This window comes from Lutibacter flavus, assembly GCF_900188355.1.
Classification (GTDB): Bacteria; Bacteroidota; Bacteroidia; order Flavobacteriales; family Flavobacteriaceae; genus Lutibacter; species Lutibacter flavus.
The window spans coordinates 436,891-460,047 of sequence record NZ_FZNX01000001.1; the positions used below are offsets into that span (position 1 = coordinate 436,891).

General features: G+C 31.3%; 16 protein-coding genes. 15 read left to right on the plus strand and 1 reads right to left on the minus strand.

Translation table 11 applies throughout. The features are described from left to right. The first annotated feature begins 41 nt into the window (after positions 1-41). The 13 genes from gndA to CHB63_RS01970 all read left to right on the plus strand — a co-directional run bounded on the left by gndA (position 42) and on the right by CHB63_RS01970 (position 19,402). Positions 42-1,937, plus strand: a complete 1,896-nt coding sequence (gndA, locus tag CHB63_RS01910) for an NADP-dependent phosphogluconate dehydrogenase (RefSeq protein WP_245856734.1) — start codon at positions 42-44, stop codon at positions 1,935-1,937. 37 nt (positions 1,938-1,974) lie between these two features. Further along, a complete protein-coding gene (locus CHB63_RS01915) occupies positions 1,975-3,249 on the plus strand; it encodes an Nramp family divalent metal transporter (RefSeq protein WP_089376740.1) in 1,275 nt (424 codons plus the stop codon). Positions 3,250-3,379: 130 nt separating this feature from the next. Next, positions 3,380-5,719: a chondroitinase-B domain-containing protein gene (locus CHB63_RS01920; RefSeq protein ID WP_089376741.1), complete on the plus strand. Its 2,340-nt coding sequence runs from the start codon at positions 3,380-3,382 to the stop codon at positions 5,717-5,719. A 5-nt stretch (positions 5,720-5,724) separates the two neighbouring features. Further along, the gene (locus CHB63_RS01925; protein ID WP_089376742.1) at positions 5,725-7,995 is read left to right on the plus strand and encodes an alginate lyase family protein; all 2,271 of its coding nucleotides are present in this window, start codon (positions 5,725-5,727) and stop codon (positions 7,993-7,995) included. A 13-nt stretch (positions 7,996-8,008) separates the two neighbouring features. Continuing rightward, positions 8,009-8,386, plus strand: a complete 378-nt coding sequence (locus tag CHB63_RS01930; protein WP_089377552.1) for a cupin domain-containing protein — start codon at positions 8,009-8,011, stop codon at positions 8,384-8,386. A gap of 538 nt (positions 8,387-8,924) precedes the next feature. After that, on the plus strand, positions 8,925-12,029 hold the full coding sequence (locus CHB63_RS01935; RefSeq protein WP_089376743.1) for a SusC/RagA family TonB-linked outer membrane protein: 3,105 nt from the start codon (positions 8,925-8,927) through the stop codon (positions 12,027-12,029). A gap of 32 nt (positions 12,030-12,061) precedes the next feature. Next, a complete protein-coding gene (locus tag CHB63_RS01940; RefSeq protein ID WP_089377553.1) occupies positions 12,062-13,486 on the plus strand; it encodes a RagB/SusD family nutrient uptake outer membrane protein in 1,425 nt (474 codons plus the stop codon). Positions 13,487-13,519: 33 nt separating this feature from the next. Further along, complete coding sequence (locus tag CHB63_RS01945; protein WP_089376744.1) at positions 13,520-14,470, plus strand: PKD domain-containing protein; 951 nt, start codon at positions 13,520-13,522, stop codon at positions 14,468-14,470. 8 nt (positions 14,471-14,478) lie between these two features. Then, positions 14,479-15,381 (plus strand): polysaccharide lyase family 7 protein, encoded by a 903-nt coding sequence (locus CHB63_RS01950; protein ID WP_176420215.1) that lies wholly within the window; start codon positions 14,479-14,481, stop codon positions 15,379-15,381. 184 nt (positions 15,382-15,565) lie between these two features. Then, positions 15,566-16,270 (plus strand): FadR/GntR family transcriptional regulator, encoded by a 705-nt coding sequence (locus CHB63_RS01955; RefSeq protein ID WP_089376745.1) that lies wholly within the window; start codon positions 15,566-15,568, stop codon positions 16,268-16,270. Between the two features lie 214 nt (positions 16,271-16,484). Next, positions 16,485-17,771: an MFS transporter gene (locus tag CHB63_RS01960; RefSeq protein WP_089376746.1), complete on the plus strand. Its 1,287-nt coding sequence runs from the start codon at positions 16,485-16,487 to the stop codon at positions 17,769-17,771. A 39-nt stretch (positions 17,772-17,810) separates the two neighbouring features. Further along, positions 17,811-18,575 (plus strand): SDR family NAD(P)-dependent oxidoreductase, encoded by a 765-nt coding sequence (locus tag CHB63_RS01965; protein ID WP_089376747.1) that lies wholly within the window; start codon positions 17,811-17,813, stop codon positions 18,573-18,575. A 71-nt stretch (positions 18,576-18,646) separates the two neighbouring features. Next, positions 18,647-19,402, plus strand: a complete 756-nt coding sequence (locus tag CHB63_RS01970) for an SDR family NAD(P)-dependent oxidoreductase (RefSeq protein ID WP_089376748.1) — start codon at positions 18,647-18,649, stop codon at positions 19,400-19,402. A gap of 80 nt (positions 19,403-19,482) precedes the next feature. Here the strand turns inward: CHB63_RS01970 and CHB63_RS01975 are convergent, their stop codons facing one another. Then, positions 19,483-20,508, minus strand: coding sequence for a LacI family DNA-binding transcriptional regulator (locus CHB63_RS01975; protein WP_089376749.1), 1,026 nt, complete (start codon positions 20,506-20,508; stop codon positions 19,483-19,485). A 203-nt stretch (positions 20,509-20,711) separates the two neighbouring features. On the opposite strand from CHB63_RS01975, the gene CHB63_RS01980 reads away from it, so the two are divergent. Both CHB63_RS01980 and CHB63_RS01985 read left to right on the plus strand, forming a co-directional pair. Continuing rightward, the gene (locus CHB63_RS01980) at positions 20,712-21,758 is read left to right on the plus strand and encodes a sugar kinase (RefSeq protein ID WP_089376750.1); all 1,047 of its coding nucleotides are present in this window, start codon (positions 20,712-20,714) and stop codon (positions 21,756-21,758) included. Between the two features lie 82 nt (positions 21,759-21,840). After that, complete coding sequence (locus CHB63_RS01985) at positions 21,841-23,058, plus strand: 6-phosphofructokinase (RefSeq protein ID WP_089376751.1); 1,218 nt, start codon at positions 21,841-21,843, stop codon at positions 23,056-23,058. Positions 23,059-23,157 lie beyond the last annotated feature (99 nt).

Here is a 23,157-nt window from a genome sequence, read left to right on the forward strand (position 1 = left end):
GCTTTTCCTTAAAAGGAAGGGTTCTGATAATAAAATATTATATGATTTTAAGTGAAAACAACGTGTTTTTTGTGATGGGAGTTTCAGGAGTTGGTAAAAGTACTATTGGTAATTTATTATCAAAAGAACTTGGTATTCCTTTTTTTGATGGAGATGATTTTCATCCAAAAGAAAATATCCTGAAAATGTCTAAAGGAGAACCATTAAACGATGAGGATCGATTTGGATGGTTGGCAACTTTAAATAAATTGGCTAAAGATCAATTAAAAGAAAATAGTTGTGTAATAGTATGTTCTGCTCTAAAAAATAAATACAGAGAAATTTTAAGTAATGGTGTTGAAAATAACACTAAATGGATTCATCTTGTGGGTTCTTATGAATTGATTTCTGAGAGAATGAAACAGCGATCAAATCATTTTATGCCAACAGGTTTGCTGAAGTCTCAGAAGGATATTCTTGAAAATCCAGTAAATGCAATTAACGTAAATATTAGTTTAACACCTTTAGAAATAGTGGAAGTAATTAAAAAAGAATTAAACCCTAAATCGGAATTTGGTTTATTTGGTTTGGGTGTAATGGGTAAAAGTTTAAGCCGAAATTTAGCAAGTAAAAACATAAAACTATCAATTTTTAATAGACATGTGGATGGGATTGAAGAAGATGTAGCTATTAACTTTAAAAATGAATTTGAAGAATTAGCAACTACAAAGGCATTTGATAATGTGGAGCAATTTGTAAACTCTTTGCAACAACCACGTAAAATAATGTTAATGGTGAATGCTGGTAAAACTACAGATATTGTTATTGAAAGCTTAATTCCCTATTTATCAGATGGAGATATTTTAATTGATGGAGGAAATTCAAATTACAATGAAACAAAAATACGCCTTGATTATTTACTTTCAAAAAATATCCATTTAATAGGAACAGGAGTTTCAGGCGGTGAGGAAGGAGCATTGAAAGGACCAAGTATTATGCCAAGTGGGGATAAAGAAGTTTATAAAACAGTTGCACCGTTTTTAAATGCTATTGCGGCTAAAGATGCTAATAATTTACCTTGCTGTACTTATGTTGGTAAAGAAGGAAGTGGTCATTTTGTAAAAATGGTTCATAATGGTATTGAATATGTTGAAATGCAATTACTGGCTGAAGTTGTAAATATTTTAAAATTATCAGGAAATAATTATGATGAAATTGCCGATATTTTAGAATCTTGGAAAAGTGCTGCTGATAGTTATTTACTCGAAATTACAGTTAAAATTTTAAGAAAAAAAGAAGGCTCTGATTGGTTGGTTGAAAAAATAATGGATAAGGCAGGTAATAAAGGTACAGGAAATTGGACCACCATTGCAACGGCAGAATTAGGTATTCCTAGCACCCTAATTCCAGCTGCTTTATTTGCGCGTTATTCTTCATTTTATAAAGAAGATAGAGTTAAATTGAATAGAATATATGATGATGGAAATACTTCATCACTAAATTTAACAACAGAGGATATTTTAAAGGCTTATCAATTTGCCCGAATTATAAATCATTTTCAAGGAATAAACTTAATTTCTGAAGCATCAATAAAATATGAATGGGAATTAAATTTAAGTGAAATCGCCAGAATTTGGACAAACGGTTGCATTATTAAATCTAATTTAATGGTTGAATTGGTTGCGGTTTTAAAAGAGACAAGTAATCTTCTGGGATATGAAAAATTTGTTCAAAAAATAAAAAAATTGAAACCTTCAACAAATAAGGTAGTTTCTCAATGTGTATTAAATGAGATGGCAATTCCGTGTTTAAGCGAATCTGTAAACTTTTTTAATGGGCATACAATAGCAAATTCCCCAGCAAATATAATTCAGGCACAACGGGATTATTTTGGAGCACATACTTACCAGAGAATTGACGATCCTTCAGGTGAATTTTATCACACCAACTGGAAATAAGTTAATTAAAGTCAAAATATAATAACAACCAAATAACATGCATGAAGCAGCAAGTAGAAATTCTTTATTTAAAAAAATAATAGCAATAGTTTTAAGTTTTGGACCGGGTATTTTTGCAATTGGTTATACCATTGGAACAGGTAGTGTAACTTCAATGATAGTTGCAGGAAGTACATTTGGAATGGAATTATTATGGGTATTATTATTAAGTTGTATTTTTTCTGGTATTTTAATGTTTGCCTATGGAAACTATGCTTTAATTTCTGGTGAAACTGCTTTGTATGGTTTTAAAAAGCATATTAAAGGAGGTAAATATTTGGCTATTTTAATTATAATAGGTATCACATTTGGTCAATGGAATTCATTAATGGGAATACTTGGGATTTCAGCAAATATGCTTTTTGAAATCTTTGCTATGAATTTTGAAGGACTAAGACCTTATAAATATGAAACTGTTTTATCAATTGCAGTTGTAGTTATTGCTATATTTTATTCGTTAATGTTAGTTGGAAAATATACTTTTTTTGAGAAAATCTTAGTAATATTCGTAACCTTTATGGGATTGTCTTTTATAATTTCATTATTTTTTGTGAGTCCGCTTCCTATTGAAGTTGTAAAAGGTTTAATTCCTTCCATTCCAGATGTTAAAGGAGGTAAAATGATGGTTGCTGCATTTGTTGGTACCACCATGGCAGCAGCAACTTTTTTGTCCAGACCACTGTTTGTAAAAGGAAAAGGGTGGACTATGAAAAATTTAGGTGAGCAAAAAAAAGATTCAATAATAGCTGCTATTTTAGTATTTATAATTAGTGCTTCGGTGATGGCAGTTGCAAGTGGAGCTTTATATCACCAAGGAAAACCTGTTACGCAAGTGTTGGATATGGCAAATACGCTAGAGCCTGTTGCTGGAAGTTTTGCAGTTGCAATTTTCTTTTTCGGAACATTGAGCGCGGGATTGTCTTCAATTTTTCCTTGTTTATTAATTGCTCCATTGTTGATTGCAGATTACCAATCAGGAGAATTGGACACTACTTCCAGGCAATTTAAAATTGTAACTTTTATTGCTTGTTTAGTAGCTTTAATTGTTCCAATTTTTGGTTCAAACCCAATTGAAATGCAAATTTTATCTCAAGTGTTTAATGTTTTTGTACTTCCTTTAGTAATTTTCGGAATTATATTAATTGTTAATAATAAAAAAGTGATGAAAGGGTATAAGACGAGTATTTGGGTACATATTGGTTTATTTACAGCACTTTTTTTCTCTCTTGTCATTTCTTATAATGGTCTTTTAGCAATTTCAGAATATGTTTAATTTTTTTATCGCTTTGAAATAAGATAAATTTACATAGCTAGATGTTAAAATTGATGTAAAATTTTTTTAGCTTATTTATTAATTATATATTTGGTAAACCAAAGTGGTAAACCAGTTTAAATAATAGAAAATGAGCTTTATAAAATCAAAATTCACCTTTTTTGCATTTTTATTTTTAATACTAATTTCTTGCAATTCTAATAAGGAAACAGGAGTTTTGGTAAAAACTATAGATGAATTTAACAATGCTGTTAAAAGTGCGGTGCCAGGTACCGTAATTAAACTTTCTAACGGCGTTTGGAAAGATACCGAATTGGTTTTTGAAGGAAAAGGAACAGAAGAAGAACCTATTAAGCTTACGGTTGAAGAAAAAGGTGAAGTAACCCTAGAGGGTGCATCTAATCTTCAAATTGCAGGTGAACATTTAATTGTTGAAGGGCTAGTTTTTAAAAACGGATATACACCAACAAATGCAGTTATTTCTTTTAGAAAAAACAGGGAGGAAATGGCAAATAATTCCCGATTAACAGAGTGTGTTATTGACAATTTTAATAATCCTGAACGTCAAGTTCAAGATTATTGGATTACTATTTACGGAAAGAATAATCGAATAGACCATAATCATATTTCTGGAAAAAAGAATTTAGGTGTTACTATGATTGTTGGTTTAGATACTGAAGAGAGTAGAGAGAACAATCATAAAATAGATCATAACTATTTTGGACCACGTCCAACCTTTGGAAATAATGGAGGTGAAACTTTAAGAATCGGAACGAGCCATCATGCATTGGAAAATTCTAATACCTTGGTGGAATCTAATTATTTTGATAGATGTAATGGAGAGCACGAAATTATTTCAAATAAAGCGTGCCAAAACACATTTAAGTATAATACATTTTTTGAATGCACAGGAACTTTAACTATGCGTCATGGAAATGAAACATTAGTTGATGGAAATGTATTTATAGGAAATAACAAACCAAGTACAGGTGGTGTTCGTGTAATTAACGAAACACAAACTGTTATTAATAACTACCATGTTGGTTTAACGGGTTATCGTTTTAGAGGAGCATTTGTTATGATGAATGGTGTGCCAAATTCACCACCAAATCGATACGTACCTGTTATAAATTCTAAGGTAAATAATAATACGTTTGTTAATTGCGACCATATTCAGTTATGTGCAGGAAGTGATTCAGAAAGAAGTCAGGCACCAAGAACTTCTGAAATTTCAGGAAACATTTTTTATAATGAAAACAAGAAAGATATCTTTACTGTTTATGATGATATTAGTGGAGTTACATTTAAAGATAACATTTTAGGTAAAAACTCAGAAACTAGTATTAAAGAAGGTTTTGAAAATGTAGATATTAAATTAGTGAAAAACGAACAAGGTTTCTTAATACCTACTTCAAATCAAATAAAAACTAAGGTTACAATTAGTCCAAATGTTGCAACTAAAGAAAATACTGGAATAGATTGGTATTCAAAAACGGATAAAAGCGTAGCGTTAAATTCTGGTCAAACAATTAAAGTAAAAGTAGGCATTAACACCTTATTTGAAATCGTAAAAAAATCTGAAGCTGGAGATATTATAGAGTTGGAAGAAGGCGGAACATATTTGTTAACCAAAGCGGTTCAAATTAATCATCCACTTACATTTAAAACTTCAGGAAAAGAAAAAGCAACAATTTTGTTTGAAAGAATGATGGCTTTCGAAATTCAAAATGGCGGAAGCTTATCTTTAGAGAATATTTCATTTGATGGTGCAAAATCTCCTGATTATGCAGGTAATTCAGTGATTAGTACAAGTAAAAATTCAATGACTGAAAATTATAAATTGTTTATTGAAAATTGTGAGTTTAAAGATATGGTAATAAATCATTCTTTTGATGTGCTACGAGTTTCTAAAGGAACATTTGCTGATACCATAAGCATTCAAAATTCAACATTTAAAAATATTACAGGTCATATTGCGGCATTAGATACAGAAACAGATGATATTGGAGCTTATAATGTAGAATACTTCTTGTTGAAAAACAATACAATTTCTGATTTGCAAGGTGCAGCTTTGAGATTATATAGAGGAGGAAAAGATGAAAGTACCTTCGGACCATTTCTAGAAGTAGATCATAACGTTTTTGATAATGTTGGTCATGGTAAAAAGAATAAATATAACGCAGCAACGTCTTTATATGGAGTGCAGGTAAATGATATAACAAATAACATATTTACTAACTGTAAACCAATGGAAATGCATTTAGTTGTTGGTGATCCAATAGTAAATATTTTTAATAATAACATCTATAAATCAGATGCAATTAAAATCTCTGGAGATGAAAAGTATACGATTAAAAATCTTTGGAATTTTAATCCTGAATTTGAGAAAGAAAATTATAAGTTGAAAAAACAATCTAAACTGGCAGGTAAAGGAACTGATGAATTAGATTTAGGTGTGATTTATAAATAAAAACAATGATAAATTCAATAAAATTAATAGTACTATTTGTTGCGATAACTTTTGTTTCATGTAAACAAGATATTGCTAATGATTCTAAAAAAATAGCTTCAGAAGAAAGTAACCATCCAAGTTTAATTTTAACTGCTCAAGGTGTAAAAGATATTAGAGTACAATTGGGTGATATTCCAATTTTCGATAAAACTTTAGAAAAGGTAAAGGCAGAAATAGACGCTGAAATTTCATTAGGGATTGAAACGCCAATACCATTAGATTATTCTGGTGGATTCACACATGTACGCCATAAACGTAACATGGTAGTACTGCAAAAAGCAGGTGTTTTATATCAGATTTTGGATGATAAAAAATATGCAAAGTATGTAAAAGAAATGCTAATGCAATATGAGGAAATGTACAAAACATTACCATTGCACCCAAAAACAAGATCTTATGCTAGAGGTAAGTTGTTTTGGCAATGTCTAAATGATTCTAATTGGTTAGTTTATGTAAGTCAGGCTTATGATTGTGTTTATAATTATTTATCTGAAGAAGAACGAAATAAGCTAGAAACAAATTTATTTAGACCATTTGCAGATCATATTTCAATAGACAGTCCACAATTTTATCAAAGAGTCCACAATCATAGTACTTGGGGAAATGCAGCTGTAGGTATGATTGGTTTGGTAATGAATGACCAAGAATTAATTGATCGTGCTTTGTATGGTATTAAAGGTGTGGATTTAGATAAAAAGGCTAAAGATGATGATGGAGGGTTTTTAAATAAAGATGGGAAAGCTGGTTTTTTAGCAAATATAGAAGAACCTTTTTCACCAGATGGTTATTATAATGAAGGACCATATTATCAGCGTTATGCTATGTATCCTTTTTTAATTTTTGCAGAAGGACTACATAACGTAAAACCAGAATTGAAAATATTTGAATACAAAGAAGGTGTATTGTTAAAATCTATTAATGCCTTGTTAAATTTATCTGATGCAGATGGCGAATTTTTTCCGTTGAATGATGGTCAAAAAGGAATGTCTTACTACACAAGTGCTTTAGTTACTGCGGTAGATATTTCGTATCATTTTGGTACGCAAGATCCAGGTTTGTTATCAATAGCATCACTTCAAGATCGCGTTTTATTAGACGATTCTGGTCTTGCAGTAGCACTTGGTATAAAAAATGGTAAAGCAGCACCTTTCAATAAAAAATCTATTAACCTTTCTGATGGACCAAATGGCAAACAAGGAGGTGTTGCCATATTAAGAAATGAAGATATTGAATTAGTTTTTAAATATGCTGCACAAGGTTCTAGTCATGGTCATTACGATAAATTGTCTTATTCTTTATATGAAAAAGGCGAAGAAATTCTTCAAGATTATGGTTTAGCACGATTTGTAAATATAGAGCAAAAAGGTGGTGGAAATTACCTAAAAGAAAACAAGACTTGGGCAAAACAGACCATCGCACATAACACATTAACACAAAATGAAACCTCACATTTTAATGGGAAGTATGAAATAGGAAGTCAGCATCATTCGGTACTAAACTATTTTTCTTCTGAAAATGAAAACGTACAAGTTGTAAGTGCAAAAGAAAGTAATGCATATCCTGGAACAGAAATGCTTCGTACCATGGCAATTATAAAAGACGAAGATTTTGAAAAACCATATATGTTAGATCTTATGAAAGTGACTTCTAATAAAGCAAATAAATATGATTTTCCTTATTACTTCTTAGGGCAAGTATTACAAACAAACTTTGAATATAAAACACCTAAAACATTAAATACTTTAGGAAGTAAAAATGGGTATCAACATTTATATGTAGAAGCAACAGCAAAAGCTTTCAATGAAAACAGTAAGCTATCATGGTTAAATGAAGGTAAATTTTACACTTTAACATCTTTAACTAATAGTAATGATGAGTTATTATTTACCAGAATTGGGGCAAACGATCCAGAATTCAATTTAAGACGTGAAGCAGCTTTCATGTTAAGACGAAAAAATACTAAAAACACACTTTTTATTTCTATAATTGAAGCGCATGGAGGTTACAGTCCAGTTACAGAATCTGCTGTAAACTCAAACAGTAGTATAAAAGAATTAAAAGTCGTTCTGGATTCTGATGCATATACAGCAATAGAAATTACGAATATAAATGGTACTATGAAGCTGTTTATAACAGTAAATACAAATGCTTCAAAACAGCAATCACACAAATTAAATATAAACAAAAAGGCTTACCAATGGGTTGGACCTTATTATTACACAAACATTAATTAAATATATACAAATTATGAAACGATTTAGTGAAAAGTACATAATCACAAAAGAAATGGAATGGGAAGCACTTGGTGGCGGAGTATCAAGAAAGTTTTTAGGTTACGATAACCAAATCATGATGGTAAAAGTGAAATTTGAAAATGGAGCATTAGGTGCCCCACATCAACATTTTCACACGCAAGCTACTTATTGTGTTTCCGGTAAATTTGAATTTGAAATTGATGGAGTTAAAAAAATTGTAGAAGCAGGAGATGGAGTTTATATTGAGCCTAATTTATGGCATAGTGCAATTTGTTTGGAAGAAGGGATTCTAATTGACACATTTAGTCCTGTAAGAGAGGATTTCTTAAGTGGTGAGGGGCCATCTTATTTTGGAGATAAACAGTCATAAAAAAAATATTTTAGTCCAATAAGAGAAGACTTTATAGAACCTAAAAAATAGTATTAGTTTAGAGTAATTAGTTCTTAAAATAATATTTTTTGTTCACATTATCAATAAATTAGAGTTGTTTTGTTCTTTTTCGCTAATTGTTTAAAAAAACTTTATTTTAATTTTTTTTTAACAAATTTTTAATATATATTTGGTTTTCCAAACTGGTTAACCACTTTGGAAAACCAAATTAAATATAGTATTAATAATTAAAACTCAATTAAAAAATGAAACGTGAAGATCTCTAAATGGAAAAAAGGACAGGTGCACGCCTATCCTTTCTAGTAAAAAATTACTTCTTTTAGGAGGGAAGTAAAATTAAAATTACATGTTATTACTTTTATAAAAACACGATCTAACAAAAATACAAAAAACAATTCAAAATATAGAATTGACTGGTTTTTATAAAATGGACGATTAAAAGATTTATAATCTATTCGTAAAAAATTAATATTTAATCGTATTAATCAAAATTAAACTTAAACATAAAAATTTAATTATGAATTTAAAAATCAAGCTAATGCTAATGCTAATGTTGACAGTCAACATTACTTTAATGGCTCAGGATAGCTTTTCAATTACAGGTACAGTAGTATCTGCGACTGATAATTCGCCAATACCAGGTGTAAGTATTATTATTAAAGGTACTACAAAAGGTGCCTCAACAGATTTTGATGGTAATTTTGCTTTAGAAGTTACACAAGGAGATATTTTAACAGTATCTTTTTTAGGGTTTAAAACAAAATCTGTCCCAATTATTAACAATCAAGCATTAACTATTGCATTAGTTGAAGACACGAGTGCACTTGATGAAGTTGTTGTAATTGGTTATGGTACATCAAAAAAATCACATTTAACAGGGTCAATTTCAAAAGTTGTAAACGATGATTTGGATCAGGTTGCTGTATCTAGGGTAGATGATGCCTTAGTTGGGCAAGTTTCCGGGGTTAATATTCAGGCAACTGACGGAGAAGCAGGTGCAGCACCTACTATTAGTATCAGGGGTGTAGGTTCTATGGCAGGTGACTCAACACCTTTAATTGTTGTTGATGGAGTTATTGTAGATTCAGATTTTTTAGGGTCTTTAAACATGAATGATGTGCAATCTTTTGAAATATTAAAAGATGCTGCTTCATCGTCTATATACGGTTCTAAAGGTGCCAATGGTATTATAATGATATCTATGAAGCCTGGTCTTGATGGTAAAACAAGAATAAATTACAGTACCTATGTAGGTTTTAAAGAAGCTAGACATAGTGATGCTTATACTTTTTCAATTGCTGAAACTGCAGCAGCGGAATTAGCAGCAAATGGAGTGCTTTCAGATAGAACTAAATACAAACAATTAATAGGTATTGATCGTTCTTGGCAAGATGTAATTTTTGATGGAGGTATGATTACAAGTCATTCTTTATCTTTAAGAGGTGGAAACGATAAAACTAAGTTTGCAACAAGTGTAAACTTTTCAGATGATGAAGGTGTTTTATTAACTGATAATTTTACGAAGTATGGAATGAGACTTAAAATAGATTCTAAATTAAATGATAAGTTTTCTATTGGTGCTAGTTTTAGTCCTTCATATACGGAAAGAAGACGTTTTGATGGGTCTACCCATGATATAAATAGACAAACAAATTGGTTGCCTGTATATCATGATGAAAATACTATTCAATATGTAGATAGAAATATTTATCCAGATGTTCAAGTTGGAGATTATGCTACGCAACGTCATTTTGATAATTATGATTTATATGGTGATGGAAGCACTTTAGTTGACATTAGTAATACATCAAACACCAATCCGGCGGCTAAAGTATTAGAACGTGAACGTTATGATAAGAAATTTAAATTATTCAGTAGTTTTTATGGTCAATATAAAATTACAGATGATTTAACTTTTAAAAGTATGGTTTCTGGATCTTATCAAGATACTAAAAGATCAAGATGGCAAGGTGTTTTATCAAACAGAAATGGAGCGTCTGCTGCATCGATGAATGAAATTACGCAAAGAAGTATTTATTTAATTTCAGATAACTTCTTAATGTATAATAAAAGTTTTGATAAACACGATATTAGTGCAACCTTAGGTATGGTTTTTGAATCTACAGATGAGTTCTTTTCATCTATTTCAGGTACTGGGTATACAAATGATGGTGTTAAGCAAATTACAAATGCAGCTACAATTTCTGGTGCAGATGCTTTTGAATGGGAAAAGAATGGTATATCATATGTGTCTAGATTTAATTATGCATTCGATAATAAATACTTAGCATCTATAAGTTTAAGACGTGATGGAAGTTCAATTTTCGGATCTGAATATAAATATGGTAATTTCCCAGCAGCATCAATAGGTTGGAATATGTCAAACGAAAGCTTTTTAGAAGATAGCGACGTTGTTAATAATTTAAAGGTTAGAATTAGTTACGGTGTTACAGGTAATGACCGTTTAAATACAGGTAGTGTAAATCCGGATTCAAGCAGTAGTACAAGTAGTTTAAGTACTGGTGATAAATTAGTGGATTTCTACCCTTCATTGGCTTTATTGTCGGCTACTACTGCAAGTGTAAGTGGAGCTCTTCAATCTGGTTTTTCTCCTCTAAATATTGCGAATCCAGAATTAAAATGGGAGCGTTTAGTTGAAATTAACCCTGGTATAGATTTTGGTTTTTACAATAACGTAATTTCAGGTTCTATAGATTGGTACCAAAGAACAAGTGATCAATTATTATTAAATAACCCAGTATCTTATACAACTGGTTTTTCTAATGCTTTGGTTAACTTGGGTGAAGTTAAAAACGAAGGTTTTGAGTTTGAATTAAGAACAAGAAACATTTCATCTGAAGAATTTAGTTGGAAATCTTCTGTAATAGCAACTACAAACAAAAATACATTGGTAGATTTCGCAGATTCTAACGGACAAATTCAAAATATTGATGCTAAAAGAGCAGCAGAATGGATTAATTTAGAAGGTATGCCAATTTCAACTTATTATGGTTGGGTTGTAGATAGAGATATTCCATTAGAATATTTAAATAATGCATATCATCCAATAGGAGGTGAAGCACAAGATGTGTATGTTAAAGATTTAAATGGAGATGGATTAATTGATGATGAGGATAAAGCGGCCTTAGGAGATCCATATCCAGATTTAGTATGGAGTTTTACAAATGAATTTAATGTTGGAGATGTAGATTTTAGTTTTATGTTTCAAGGAAGTCATGGTGCTGAAATTAGAAATATGGGAGATCAGTATATCTTTAACCAATTTAATAGTGGTCAGGATTTTAATCCAGCAACAACTCCAGATCAAGATTTTATTAAACAAAAAATCTTTACAGATGATATTATTCAAGATGCTTCCTACATTGCATTGCGTAACATTAACATTGGTTATAATTTCTCTGAAGATGTATTGTCTAAATTGAACATTTCTAAGTTAAGAGTTTATGCAGCAGGGCAAAACTTAATGTACAAGACGGCTGATGATTATACTGGTTTTAATCCTGAATCTGTAGATAGAACTGGTCCTACAACGTATGGGTATCAAAGAGCAGGATCCCCTATATATAGTACTATATCTATTGGGTTAAATCTTGATTTTTAAGATAAAGTTTAATGAAAAATTATAAAGATATTATGAAACATATAAAATATATAGCTTTACTTATAATAGTAAGCGTAATCACTTCTTGTAGCAGTGATTTCTTAGAGCCAACTCCAGATTCTGGTATAACTGCCGACTCGTATTTTAATAATGCGGATGAAGTAGAAACTGGTATTATTGCAATTTATGATGCTTGGCAAGGTGTAAACAGTACTAGTTTAAGTGATAATCACAGTATTCAGTATGAATTTTACCTTACAGAAATGCGTAGTGATAATACAAGAACTAAATCTCAGGAAGGTGAAGCAGCACAATTTGAGTTCTATAATGTAGAAGCCACTAATGGTATTGTTGGTAACTATTATGCGAGTATGTACAATACAATTTTTAGAGCAAATATAGTTTTAGATAACTTGGGTGTTGTAAGTAATGCTGACAAAGCTGTAGCTTTTGAAGCAGAAGCTAAATTTAACAGAGCATTGGCTTATTTTAATTTAGTTAGATTGTATGGAGACGTGCCTTTAATTGATAAAGTAATTTCACCTTTAGATACAGAAGTTCAATATACAAGAGTTGCTACATCTTCTGTTTATGATTTAATAGTAAGTGATTTAACTACTGCAATAGGCGGTTTAGATAACACTTATAAAACAAGAGCATCAAAAGCTGCTGCGCAAGCATTATTAGCTAAGGTGCATTTAACCTTAGGAAACTATTCAGAAGCTCAATCACTTTGCGAAGCTGTTATAGGTAGCGGGTTTGGATTAATGGATAACTTTAATGACGTATTCTATCAAGAAAGAAATAAAGAAATTATTTTTGCTATCGGTTATGAGTCTGCATTATCTTCAGATAGTCAAAACTTTTCAGCTGAGTGGATGAACGGTGTAGGTAGAACTAGCGGGGTTAATTATGTAACAAATGATGTAATAGCTGCTTTAGATGAGTTTGGAGGAGATAGAACACAATATTCATATAGAAACGATGCAAGTCAAACAACACAAAATCAGGTAACAAAATATTTACCTAATGGTGAAAGTGGAGGTGATGATGGTAAAACATTTATTAATGATGCTACATTAGCAGGTAATGATTGGATTGTATTACGTTATGCTGATGTTTTATTAATGCATGTTGAAGCTATATTAGCAGGAGGAAATGAAACTGTAGATGCGCAAGCGCTTTCTTCATTCCAAAAAGTAAGAGATAGAGCTGGTTTAACATCAACGGTTACAATTGTTACTAAAGATGCATTGTTATTAGAAAGACGTGTAGAATTAGCTTTCGAAAATCACAGATTATTTGATTTAGTTAGATTTGGAAGAGCAGAGTCTGTACTTTCAGCATTTTCTGCTGTAAATGGTTTAGGATATTCATCTTCTGATTTATTATTACCTATCCCTCAAAGAGAAATTAACCTAAGTAATGGTCAAATGAGCCAGAATTCTGGTTATTAATTAAAGTATCATTTTTAATTTTAAAAAGTAAACATGAAAAAAATAATAAAATTTAAAAACCGTGTATCGTCTTCGATTTTAGGTGTTATAGCATTAACAGCTGTATTATCTTTATCGTCTTGTGATCCTTCTTTAGATTCTTTATCATATGATTTGCCCGAAGCAAATTCTAAAGAAGATTTAACGCCACCAGCTGCTAGTTTTTCAGCAGCAGAAACAGATGATTTTTTAACTTGGACGTTTGGTAATACATCTTCAAGTGCTACAGATTATGCTTGGGATTATGGAGATGGAAATTCTTCTACTGGTGTAGATGGAGTAAATACGTTTCCGGGTGAAGGAACTTTTACAGTAACGTTAACTGCTACTGATAAACTTGGGGTAACTAGTACATTCTCAAAGGAAGTTGTAGTAGAGGAACCACCAATACCAGCAGCTATATCTCCTACTATTTTAAATGGTGATTTTAGCAGCGGACAGGATGATTGGAAATTTTCTACTTTCACTGGAGGAACAACAAGTCCTTTTAATTCTAGTAGCGATGGGTCTAACATAAATTATGATGGTTCAGACAATGGTGGAAAAACACCAGGGGCTAAATGGACTAATGGCACGTCTTCTGGAATTTATAGAAGTTCTAGCACTAGGATTGCATACCAAGCTTTAACTGTCTCTCCTGGTAGAGAATATGTTTTAGAATATGAATATGCTATTAAAAATGATAATGATACAAATGGTGGAGCTAAAATAGTTGGTGAAATATTAAATGGTCATTTTAGTGATGGTGCAGATGCTTTAGTTAGTTCTGATGCTGGTGAATATATAGTAAGAAATGAAGGAACTAATCTTTTAGGAAAAGGAAATTTTACATTAGTGAGACAGCAGTTTACTGCAAGTGATTCTGGTTTAGTTTCAATATTTATTTGGGGAGAGACTACTCAAGATGCATATGTTGATAATGTTAAAGTTTATCCAGTAGATTAAGTTAGAAAATGGTAAAAGAAAAAGTTTGTTATAAGTTTTTATTGGTGATTACATTAATGCTCAGTGTGAGCATTAATGTAAGTTGCCAAGAGGATTCTGTAACAAATAAAGTTGTAGAATTACCTGAAAATGGTGATAATATAGAAGAATCAACTATTTTACCTAACATTGATTTAAATAACTGGAAAGTAACTTTGCCCATTGGCAAACCAACGGAAGTTGCACCTCCTGAAATATTGGATTATGCAACAAATGAAACGTTAAAACCATTTTTTTATAATGATTCTATAAAAGGAGCCTTAGTTTTTTACACCTATCCAAATGCTTCAACAGCCAATTCGGCTTATTCAAGAACAGAATTGAGAGAGCAATTGGTTCCGGGAAGTAACAAAACAAATTGGAGTTTTTCGCAAGGTGGAAAAATGAAAGGCACTCTTGAAATAGCTGAAATGTCCAAGGATGTAAATGGAGATTATTATAGAGCTATTATCATGCAAATACATGGTATTTTAACAGATACTCAAAAAACATTAATTGGTGCTGACGATAATAATGCACCTCCAATGTTAAAAATTTATTGGGTAAATGGTAAGGTTAGGGTAAAAACAAAAGAGTTGAAAGATTTGAATGCAACTGATACAGAGATGTTGCATGAAGAAGCTTGGGGAGATGATGATGGGTATACTTTTCCAGAGTATGTAGGTTTTGAGAAATTTACATTAGAAGTAAAAGTATCAAATGGAAGAATGGAAGTGATATTAAATGAAGAAGATTCAGTAGTTTATGAAAATATTCATATGCAAAAATGGGAAATATTTCAAAACTATTTTAAAGCGGGAAATTATTTTGTGTCTAAAGATAAAGAATCATTTTCAAAAGTAAAATATTATGAGTTAGAGGTAACTCATTAATTAGGTAATTGATAAGTTTGAATTAGTTACTATTTTTTGGTTAGAAGAGCTGGTCTTTTTTAAAAAAGACCAGTTATTCAAAAATTAAAAAAGAGAGCCTTTTAGTTTAAATTGTAATTATGGGTTTTATTGTGAAGTTTTTTTTAAATTTATAAAATAAATCTGGTTAACCAAATAAGAGTGTATGAAGTTAGAGGTCATTTCAAAAAGCGATAATAGAGAAGTTCAAAATTCAATAATTTCTCAAATTAGAGATTTAATTAATTATAAGAATTTAGAACCTGGAGATAAGCTACCTTCAGAAAGATCATTATCTGAAAAATTTTCAGTTAGTAGAAGTAGTGTTCGAGATGCAATTCAAAAATTGGAGTTTTATGGGTTATTAAAATCAATTCCTCAAAGCGGAACATTTGTTGCAAATATTGGTGTTATAGCAATGAATGGGATGATTGATGATATTTTAAGATTAGAAGATCCTGATTTTAAATCGTTAGTTGAAACAAGAATTTTATTGGAATTAAAAATTGCAAGGTTAGCAGCTTTAAGAAGAACAGATGAAGATTTGAGGCAAATGAGTGAGGCTCTAGAAGCATATAGTGAAAAGGTTTTGAAAGGTGAAGATGCTGTTCAAGAAGATTTATTGTTTCATTTGGCAATAGCTAAAGCAAGTGGAAATAGTAGTTTAAATACATTAATGTTAATGATTACGCCTGAGATAATTACAAACTTTGAGAAACACCATGTTTGTGATAAAGGAATGGCACGATCAGGAATTAAAGAGCATCAAGATATTTTTAACGCTATTAAAGATCAAAATCCATTAGAAGCTAAAGAAAAAGTAAAAGTACATTTTAAAACGTTGTATCAATATTGTTACAATATTGAATAATTAACTGAAGACAAAAAAATGCACGTTTTTGTCTTTATGAAAAAAAATAGGAGGGTATCGTTTAACTACAATTAAAATTTCAATTTGATTTTAATCAAATAAAGTTCAATATAGTTTTCGATTAATAAATATTAAAAATTTGATTTACTAATTGTAAATAAATTTTTTAATAGTAAAATATTAATGCATAATAATACGTAAAATTTCAAAATTTATGAAAGTTAAAGGATTAAGGTGGTTTATTATTGGGCTTATTTTTATAGCAACGGTAATAAATTATATAGACAGAAGTGCACTTGCTATTATGTGGGGTAATGAAAATGTTGAGGGTTCAATTTCTCAATCATTAGGCCTCACAAAAAATGATTATAGCTTAATTTTAAATATTTTCATGGTTGCCTATGCACTTGGTCAATTATTTTCAGGAAAATTATTTGATAAGGTTGGTACAAGAATAGGGTACGTAATTAGTATTGGTGTTTGGGGGATTTCATCTTTTATGCACTCTACAGTTCGTGGGTTGTTCTCAATTGCTTTTTTTAGAAGTACATTAGGATTATCCGAAGCAGGTAACTGGCCTGGCGGTGTTAAAAGCAATGCGGAATGGTTTCCTATTAAAGAACGCGCTATTGCACAAGGTTTGTTTAATGCTGGAGCTTCCATAGGTTCAGTAATTGCACCTCCATTTATTGCTATGCTTTTTGTAGCCTATGGATGGAGAATTACATTTATGGTTATTGGTTCTTTTGGTATTTTGTGGATAATTCCTTGGTTATTAATAAATAAAGCAGGGCCAAAAAAACACCCTTGGATAACTAAAGAAGAACAAAAATATATTGTTGAGGGACAAAGTATTGCTGATCAAAATGCTACAGAAGATACTAAAGGGTTGAGTTTAAGAGAAATTTTATCTCATAAAGAATCTTGGGCAATTGTAGTTGGACGTTTCTTTTTAGAGCCTATTTGGTGGTTATTTGTTGGATGGATGCCAATTTATTTGTTTGATGTGTATGGATTTAATGTAAAAGAAGTTGGGATGTTTGCTTGGGTGCCTTATGTAGGTGCTGCCATTGGTAGTATCGCTGGAGGATATGTTTCAGGACAAATAATTGCAAAAACAAATTCAATTGATAAAGGTAGAAAAACTACTATTTTAATTGGTGGTGTAATCATGTTTTTAGGTTTGGTTGCTACCGTATTATTTGGTGATACTCCAGAACGTTTTGTTGGAATTGTATTTTTTGTATTGTTTGGATTTCAGTTCGCAATAAGTAATGTACAAACGTTGCCAAGTGATTTTTTCAGTGGTAAATCTGTAGGTTCCTTAGCAGGTCTTGGGGGAATGATAGGAGTTTTCTCTGTTATAGTTATGAACTTTTTAATTCCAATAGTTGCAGAAGTTTCATACACTCCAGTATTTATTGCAATAGCAATATTTGTTCCTCTTGGAGTTGGAGCAATTTATTTCTTTGCAAGAAATATCCAATCAGTAGAGAAATAATAATAATATAATAAGAATATAAAATAAAAAATAAAAAAGATGAGTAATATAAAAGGAAAAGTAGCTGTAATTACAGGTGCTACTGGTGGAATTGGTTTCGAAGTAGCAAAAAGATTGGGTAAAGACGGATACATTGTAGTTTTAAATGGTATTGAAGATGAAGCAGGAGCTAAAAGAGTAGAAGAGCTTACTGCAGAAGGAATTACGGCAGAATATTATGGGTTTGACGTTACTAAAGACGAAGAGGTAACAGAAAACATTACTAAAATTGGAGAAAAGTATGGGAGAATTGATGTTCTTGTAAATAATGCAGGTGGATTAGGCGGTAGATCTAGATTTGAAGAAATGACAACTGAATTTTATAGATTTGTAATGGCTTTAAATCTTGATTCAGTATTTTTTGCTTCGAGAGCTGCAATCCCTTACCTTAAAAAAGGAGAAAATGCTTCAATAATTAATTATACATCTAATGCTGGATGGAATGCTGGAGGACCAGGTGCTGGAATATATGGAACATCTAAAGCTGGAGTTCATGCGATTACAAGAGCATTAGCAAAAGATTTAGCTGAATATGGAATTAGAGTAAATGCAGTATCTCCTGGTACAATTGATACTCCTTTCCACGCTCAAATTAAATCAACGAAGCCAGAAGTTTTTGCAACATGGAAAAATAGTATTTTGTTAGGAAGATTAGGTCAACCGGAAGAAGTAGCTTCTGTTGTATCTTTCTTAGCAAGTGATGATGCATCTTTCATAACAGCTGAAACTATCCAAATTGGAGGAGGACAAGCTTTAGGGATATAAATATATTTTATTTAAAGAGAGTTTTTAAATAGACAATTCTTCTTTTTTTTAAATTATTAAAAAATAATAAAATGAGTAAATTAAAAGGTAAAGTAGCTGTTGTAACAGGTGGTGGACGTGATATTGGCCGTGCGGTTTGTGTTAAAATGGCTAAAGAAGGAGCAAAAGTTGTGGTAAACTATTTTGATAGTGATGCAGACAATGACGCTACAATGAATGCGATTAAGGCTGTTGGTGGTGAAGCAATTGCAGTATATGCAGATGTTACAAAACAAGAAGATATAAATAGTATGGTTGCTAAAACTAAAGCAACTTTTGGAGAAAAAGTGGATATTTTAGTAAACGTTGCTGGTGGTTTATTCGCTAGAAAAACTATTGAGGAAATGGATGAAAAATTCTATGACTTAGTAATGAACGTTAACTTTAAATCAACTGTCTTTGTAACTCAAGCTTTCAAACCATTAATGGGTAAAGGAGGTTCAATTGTGAACTTTGCTTCTCAAGCAGCTCGCGATGGAGGTGGTGGTGGATCAGCTCTTTATGCTGCATCTAAAGGCGCAGTTATGACATTAACTAGAAATTGGGCTAAAGAATTTGGACCACAAGGAATTAGAATTAATGCTGTTTGTCCAGGTATGATTGCAACTAAATTTCATGATGATTTTACTAAAGATCAAGTAAGAGTTAATGTTGCAAATGCTACACCATTAAGACGAGAAGGTACTGCTGAAGAAGTTGCAGATTTAGTTGCTTATTTAGCAGGTGATGAATCTACTTTCTTAACAGGAAATAATGTGGATATTAATGGAGGATTGGCGTTTAGCTAATATTAATTAATAATATTGAATAATTAATACCTTTTAGTTCTGATAAATTCATTGCTAAAAGGTATTTTTTTATAGGAACATTATACCTTTTTTGATGATTCTCTAATAATTAATTCAGAATTTAAAATATTTTTGGTTAGAGTAGGTTTCCAATTTTCTTGATTAATTCTTTTTATTAATGTTTCAGCTGCAATTCTCCCTATTTCTCCGGCATTTTGATTTACGGTTGTTATCGAAGGTTTCACAAAAGATGTGAATGGTTCATTACTAAATCCAACTAAGGCAATGTCATTGGGAACATTTATGTTGTGTTCTTGCATCACCTGTAAAGCACCTAAAGCAGCATAATCACTAGCAGCATAAACTGCATCTGGTGGATTAGATAAACTTAAAAGTTTCTTCATTTTTTTTCTCCCATCTTTTAAAGTTAAGTCCCCTTCTAAAATTAGTTCTTTATCTAAAGATAGGTTGTGTTTTGCTAAAGCATCGTTAAAACCAAGAATACGATTTTTAAATATTCGTGTGTGTCTAAAACCTCCTATATGAGCAATTCTCTTACAATTCTGATTAACAAGATGATCAACAACCAAATGACTGCTTTGAAAATCATCAATTCCAATATAATCTACATTTATATCGTTATCCCCTCTATCATATAAAATTAAAGGAATACCCTTGGTTTTTATTTTTTCAAAATGAGAAAAATTTATAGTTTCATTTGCCAGAGAAGCTATAATTCCATCTACTTGAGTAAACAATAAGGTATCAATATTTTCGCACTCTTTTCGATAAGATTCATTAGATTGGGTAATAATTACCTTATAACCTTCTTTGTTTAGAATCTTTTCTATGTTTTCTAAAACCGAAGAGAAGAAGTGGCTATTAGTTCTCGGAACAATAACGCCAATCAAATTACTTTTGCCTTTTCTTAAAGCCGAAGCAAGATGATTAGGCTGATAGTTTAAATTTTCAGCTATTTGTTTTACAGCTTGCTTTGTCTCCTTGCTAATTCTAGGATGATCATTTAATGCTTTTGATACTGCTGAAGGTGTAATACCTAATACATTTGCAATATCTTTTATGGTTGTTTTTTTTTTAGTTTTCAAAAATTTTTATATATTTGTTCCAACGTTTGAACAAAAGTACTGACTTTTGTATTAAGAAGCAAACTAATTTGGGTTTAGATATATTCTAACCTTTTAAAAAAGAAGATAAAACAGATTTGAAAACTATTAAAATAAGTCGTTTTCTTTTTTTTAAATTAAGTTGTTCAAACGATTGAACTAATTAATTAAATAATAGTAATAGTATGAAAAAAGTAGTAACATTTGGAGAGATTATGTTGAGATTGGCTCCTCAAGGATTTTTAAGATTCTCACAAGCAAATAGCTTCGATGCAATTTATGGAGGTGGAGAATCAAATGTAGCAGTGTCATTAGCTAACTACGGCGTTCCTGTAGATTTTGTAACCCGCTTACCAAAAAATGATATTGGGGAATGTGCTATGATGGAAATGCGAAAAAGAGGAGTTGGAGTAGATAAAATTGTTTGGGGTGGAGATCGTTTAGGAATCTACTTTTTAGAAACAGGGGCAGTATCTCGTGGATCAAAAGTGGTGTATGATCGTGCACATTCAGCTATTGCAGAAATTAAGTCTGGAATGATTGATTGGGATACAGTTTTTGAAGATGTTGAGTGGTTTCATTGGACAGGAATTACACCGGCAATTTCACAAGGATCTGCAGATGTTTGTTTGGAAGCAGTAAAAGCTGCAAGTGCTAAAGGTATTACCATTTCTACAGATTTAAATTATCGAGCAAAATTATGGAAGTATTGTAGTAATGAGCATAGAGAAGCTATCATGACAGAATTAACATCTTATTGTGATGTTGTTTTAGGAAATGAAGAAGATGCAGAAATGCATTTCGGAATTAAACCAGAAGGTGCAGCAGTGCAAACAGCTGGACATGATGTAAAAGCGGAAGCTTTCTTATCTGTTTGTCAGCAAATGATGAAAAAATTTCCAAGAGCTAAAAAGGTAATTACTACTTTAAGAGGTTCTATTTCTGCTTCTCACAATACATGGGCAGGTGTTTTATATGATGGTAAAGAAATGCTGCAAACACGTCAATATCAAATTACTGATATCGTTGATAGAGTAGGTGGTGGAGATTCATTTATGGGTGGCTTAATATACGGATTATTAAAATATCCTGAAGATGATCAAAATGCATTAGACTTTGCAGTTGCAGCTTCATGTTTAAAACATACTATAAAAGGAGATGCAAACTTGGTAACTGTTGATGAAGTCCAAAAATTAATGGGCGGAGATGCTTCAGGTAGAGTTGCTAGATAAAGTAAAAAATTATATCAATAATTAGGTTTTAGTTTAGTGGAATGCTGAGCTATTTATTTAGCTCAGCACTCCTAATTTTATTATGAAAAAATCAATAGCGATTATTTGTGGTGGAGGACCAGCTCCAGGAATTAATACAGTGATTAGTTCACTGGCTAAAACATTTCTAAAAGATGGATATGAAATTATAGGTGTTCATCATGGATATAAGGGACTTTTTTCTGAGAAGCCTTCTCTAAAAATATTTGATTTTCACCGCGCTGATCAAATTTTCAGCCTTGGTGGTTCTACGTTGACAATGAGTCGATTCAAGCCAAAGGATAGTGATTTTAAAGCTGATTTTTTTAAGAAAAATAATGTCAAGTTATTGGTAACTATAGGTGGAGATGACACAGCTTCCACAGCTAGTAGACTTACAAAATTCTTAGTTGATAAAAAGTTAGATGTGAGTCATATTCACGTTCCAAAAACCATAGATAATGATTTGCCGTTACCTGATCGTAATCCAACTTTTGGGTTTCATACAGCAAAAGATGAAGGTGTTCGTATTGGAAATACGGTTTATGAAGATGCAAGAACTAGTGAAAATTGGTTTGTAGTTTCAGCAATGGGACGATCTGCAGGGCATTTAGCTTTTGGAATAGCTTCTGCCTGCCATTTCCCAATGATGATTATTCCAGAAATGTTCAATAAAACCAATATTACTTTTGAAAAATTGACGAACATGATTATTTCGTCTATCATTAAAAGTAAAATACGTGGAATTGAATACGGTGTAGCGATGGTAAGTGAGGGAGTTTTTCATTTTATGGATGAAAATGAAATAAAAAACTCAGGAATCAATTTTACGTACGATGATCACGGTCATCCGGAATTAGGAAATGTAAGTAAATCGCATATTTTCAACTACTTATTGCAAGTGAAATTGAAAGAATTAGGATTAGATATTAAATCAAGGCCAGTTGAAATTGGTTATGAGTTAAGATGTTGTAAGCCAATTGCATTTGATTTAACATTATGTACTTTATTGGCAATTGGTGTAAAAAAACTATATGATCAAGGAATTTCTGGCTGTATAGTAAGTACCAATTCTAAAGGAGATATAACTCCGTTGTATTTAAAAGATTTTGAAGATGAAAAAGGCAAAGTTCAGCCAAGATTGGTTGATATAAATTCTGATATGGCACAACTTTTTATAGAACATTTGATTTATATAAAAGAAAACGATTACGAAGAAGCAAAAAAATATGTTGACAATCCAGCAGCATATGATTTCAAAAAAATATTAAACTGGAATTAAAATTAGTTAGAAAGTCGAAAAGAATAATGGCTTAAGTTGAAAGTGAGAAGTTTAAAATTATCATGTCTTTGCGAGGAGTTTGATAGAACGACCTAGCAA

Bases quoted from the DNA above. Each gene is read 5' to 3' on its own strand.
- CHB63_RS01920 (WP_089376741.1), top strand. From the start codon at position 3,380: ATGAGCTTTATAAAATCAAAATTCACCTTTTTTGCATTTTTATTTTTA.
- CHB63_RS01950 (WP_176420215.1), top strand. From the start codon at position 14,479: ATGGTAAAAGAAAAAGTTTGTTATAAGTTTTTATTGGTGATTACATTA.
- CHB63_RS01965 (WP_089376747.1), top strand. From the start codon at position 17,811: ATGAGTAATATAAAAGGAAAAGTAGCTGTAATTACAGGTGCTACTGGT.
- CHB63_RS01945 (WP_089376744.1), top strand. From the start codon at position 13,520: ATGAAAAAAATAATAAAATTTAAAAACCGTGTATCGTCTTCGATTTTA.
- gndA (WP_245856734.1), top strand. From the start codon at position 42: ATGATTTTAAGTGAAAACAACGTGTTTTTTGTGATGGGAGTTTCAGGA.
- CHB63_RS01935 (WP_089376743.1), top strand. From the start codon at position 8,925: ATGAATTTAAAAATCAAGCTAATGCTAATGCTAATGTTGACAGTCAAC.
- CHB63_RS01960 (WP_089376746.1), top strand. From the start codon at position 16,485: ATGAAAGTTAAAGGATTAAGGTGGTTTATTATTGGGCTTATTTTTATA.
- CHB63_RS01915 (WP_089376740.1), top strand. From the start codon at position 1,975: ATGCATGAAGCAGCAAGTAGAAATTCTTTATTTAAAAAAATAATAGCA.
- CHB63_RS01970 (WP_089376748.1), top strand. From the start codon at position 18,647: ATGAGTAAATTAAAAGGTAAAGTAGCTGTTGTAACAGGTGGTGGACGT.
- CHB63_RS01925 (WP_089376742.1), top strand. From the start codon at position 5,725: ATGATAAATTCAATAAAATTAATAGTACTATTTGTTGCGATAACTTTT.
- CHB63_RS01985 (WP_089376751.1), top strand. From the start codon at position 21,841: ATGAAAAAATCAATAGCGATTATTTGTGGTGGAGGACCAGCTCCAGGA.
- CHB63_RS01940 (WP_089377553.1), top strand. From the start codon at position 12,062: ATGAAACATATAAAATATATAGCTTTACTTATAATAGTAAGCGTAATC.
- CHB63_RS01955 (WP_089376745.1), top strand. From the start codon at position 15,566: ATGAAGTTAGAGGTCATTTCAAAAAGCGATAATAGAGAAGTTCAAAAT.
- CHB63_RS01930 (WP_089377552.1), top strand. From the start codon at position 8,009: ATGAAACGATTTAGTGAAAAGTACATAATCACAAAAGAAATGGAATGG.
- CHB63_RS01980 (WP_089376750.1), top strand. From the start codon at position 20,712: ATGAAAAAAGTAGTAACATTTGGAGAGATTATGTTGAGATTGGCTCCT.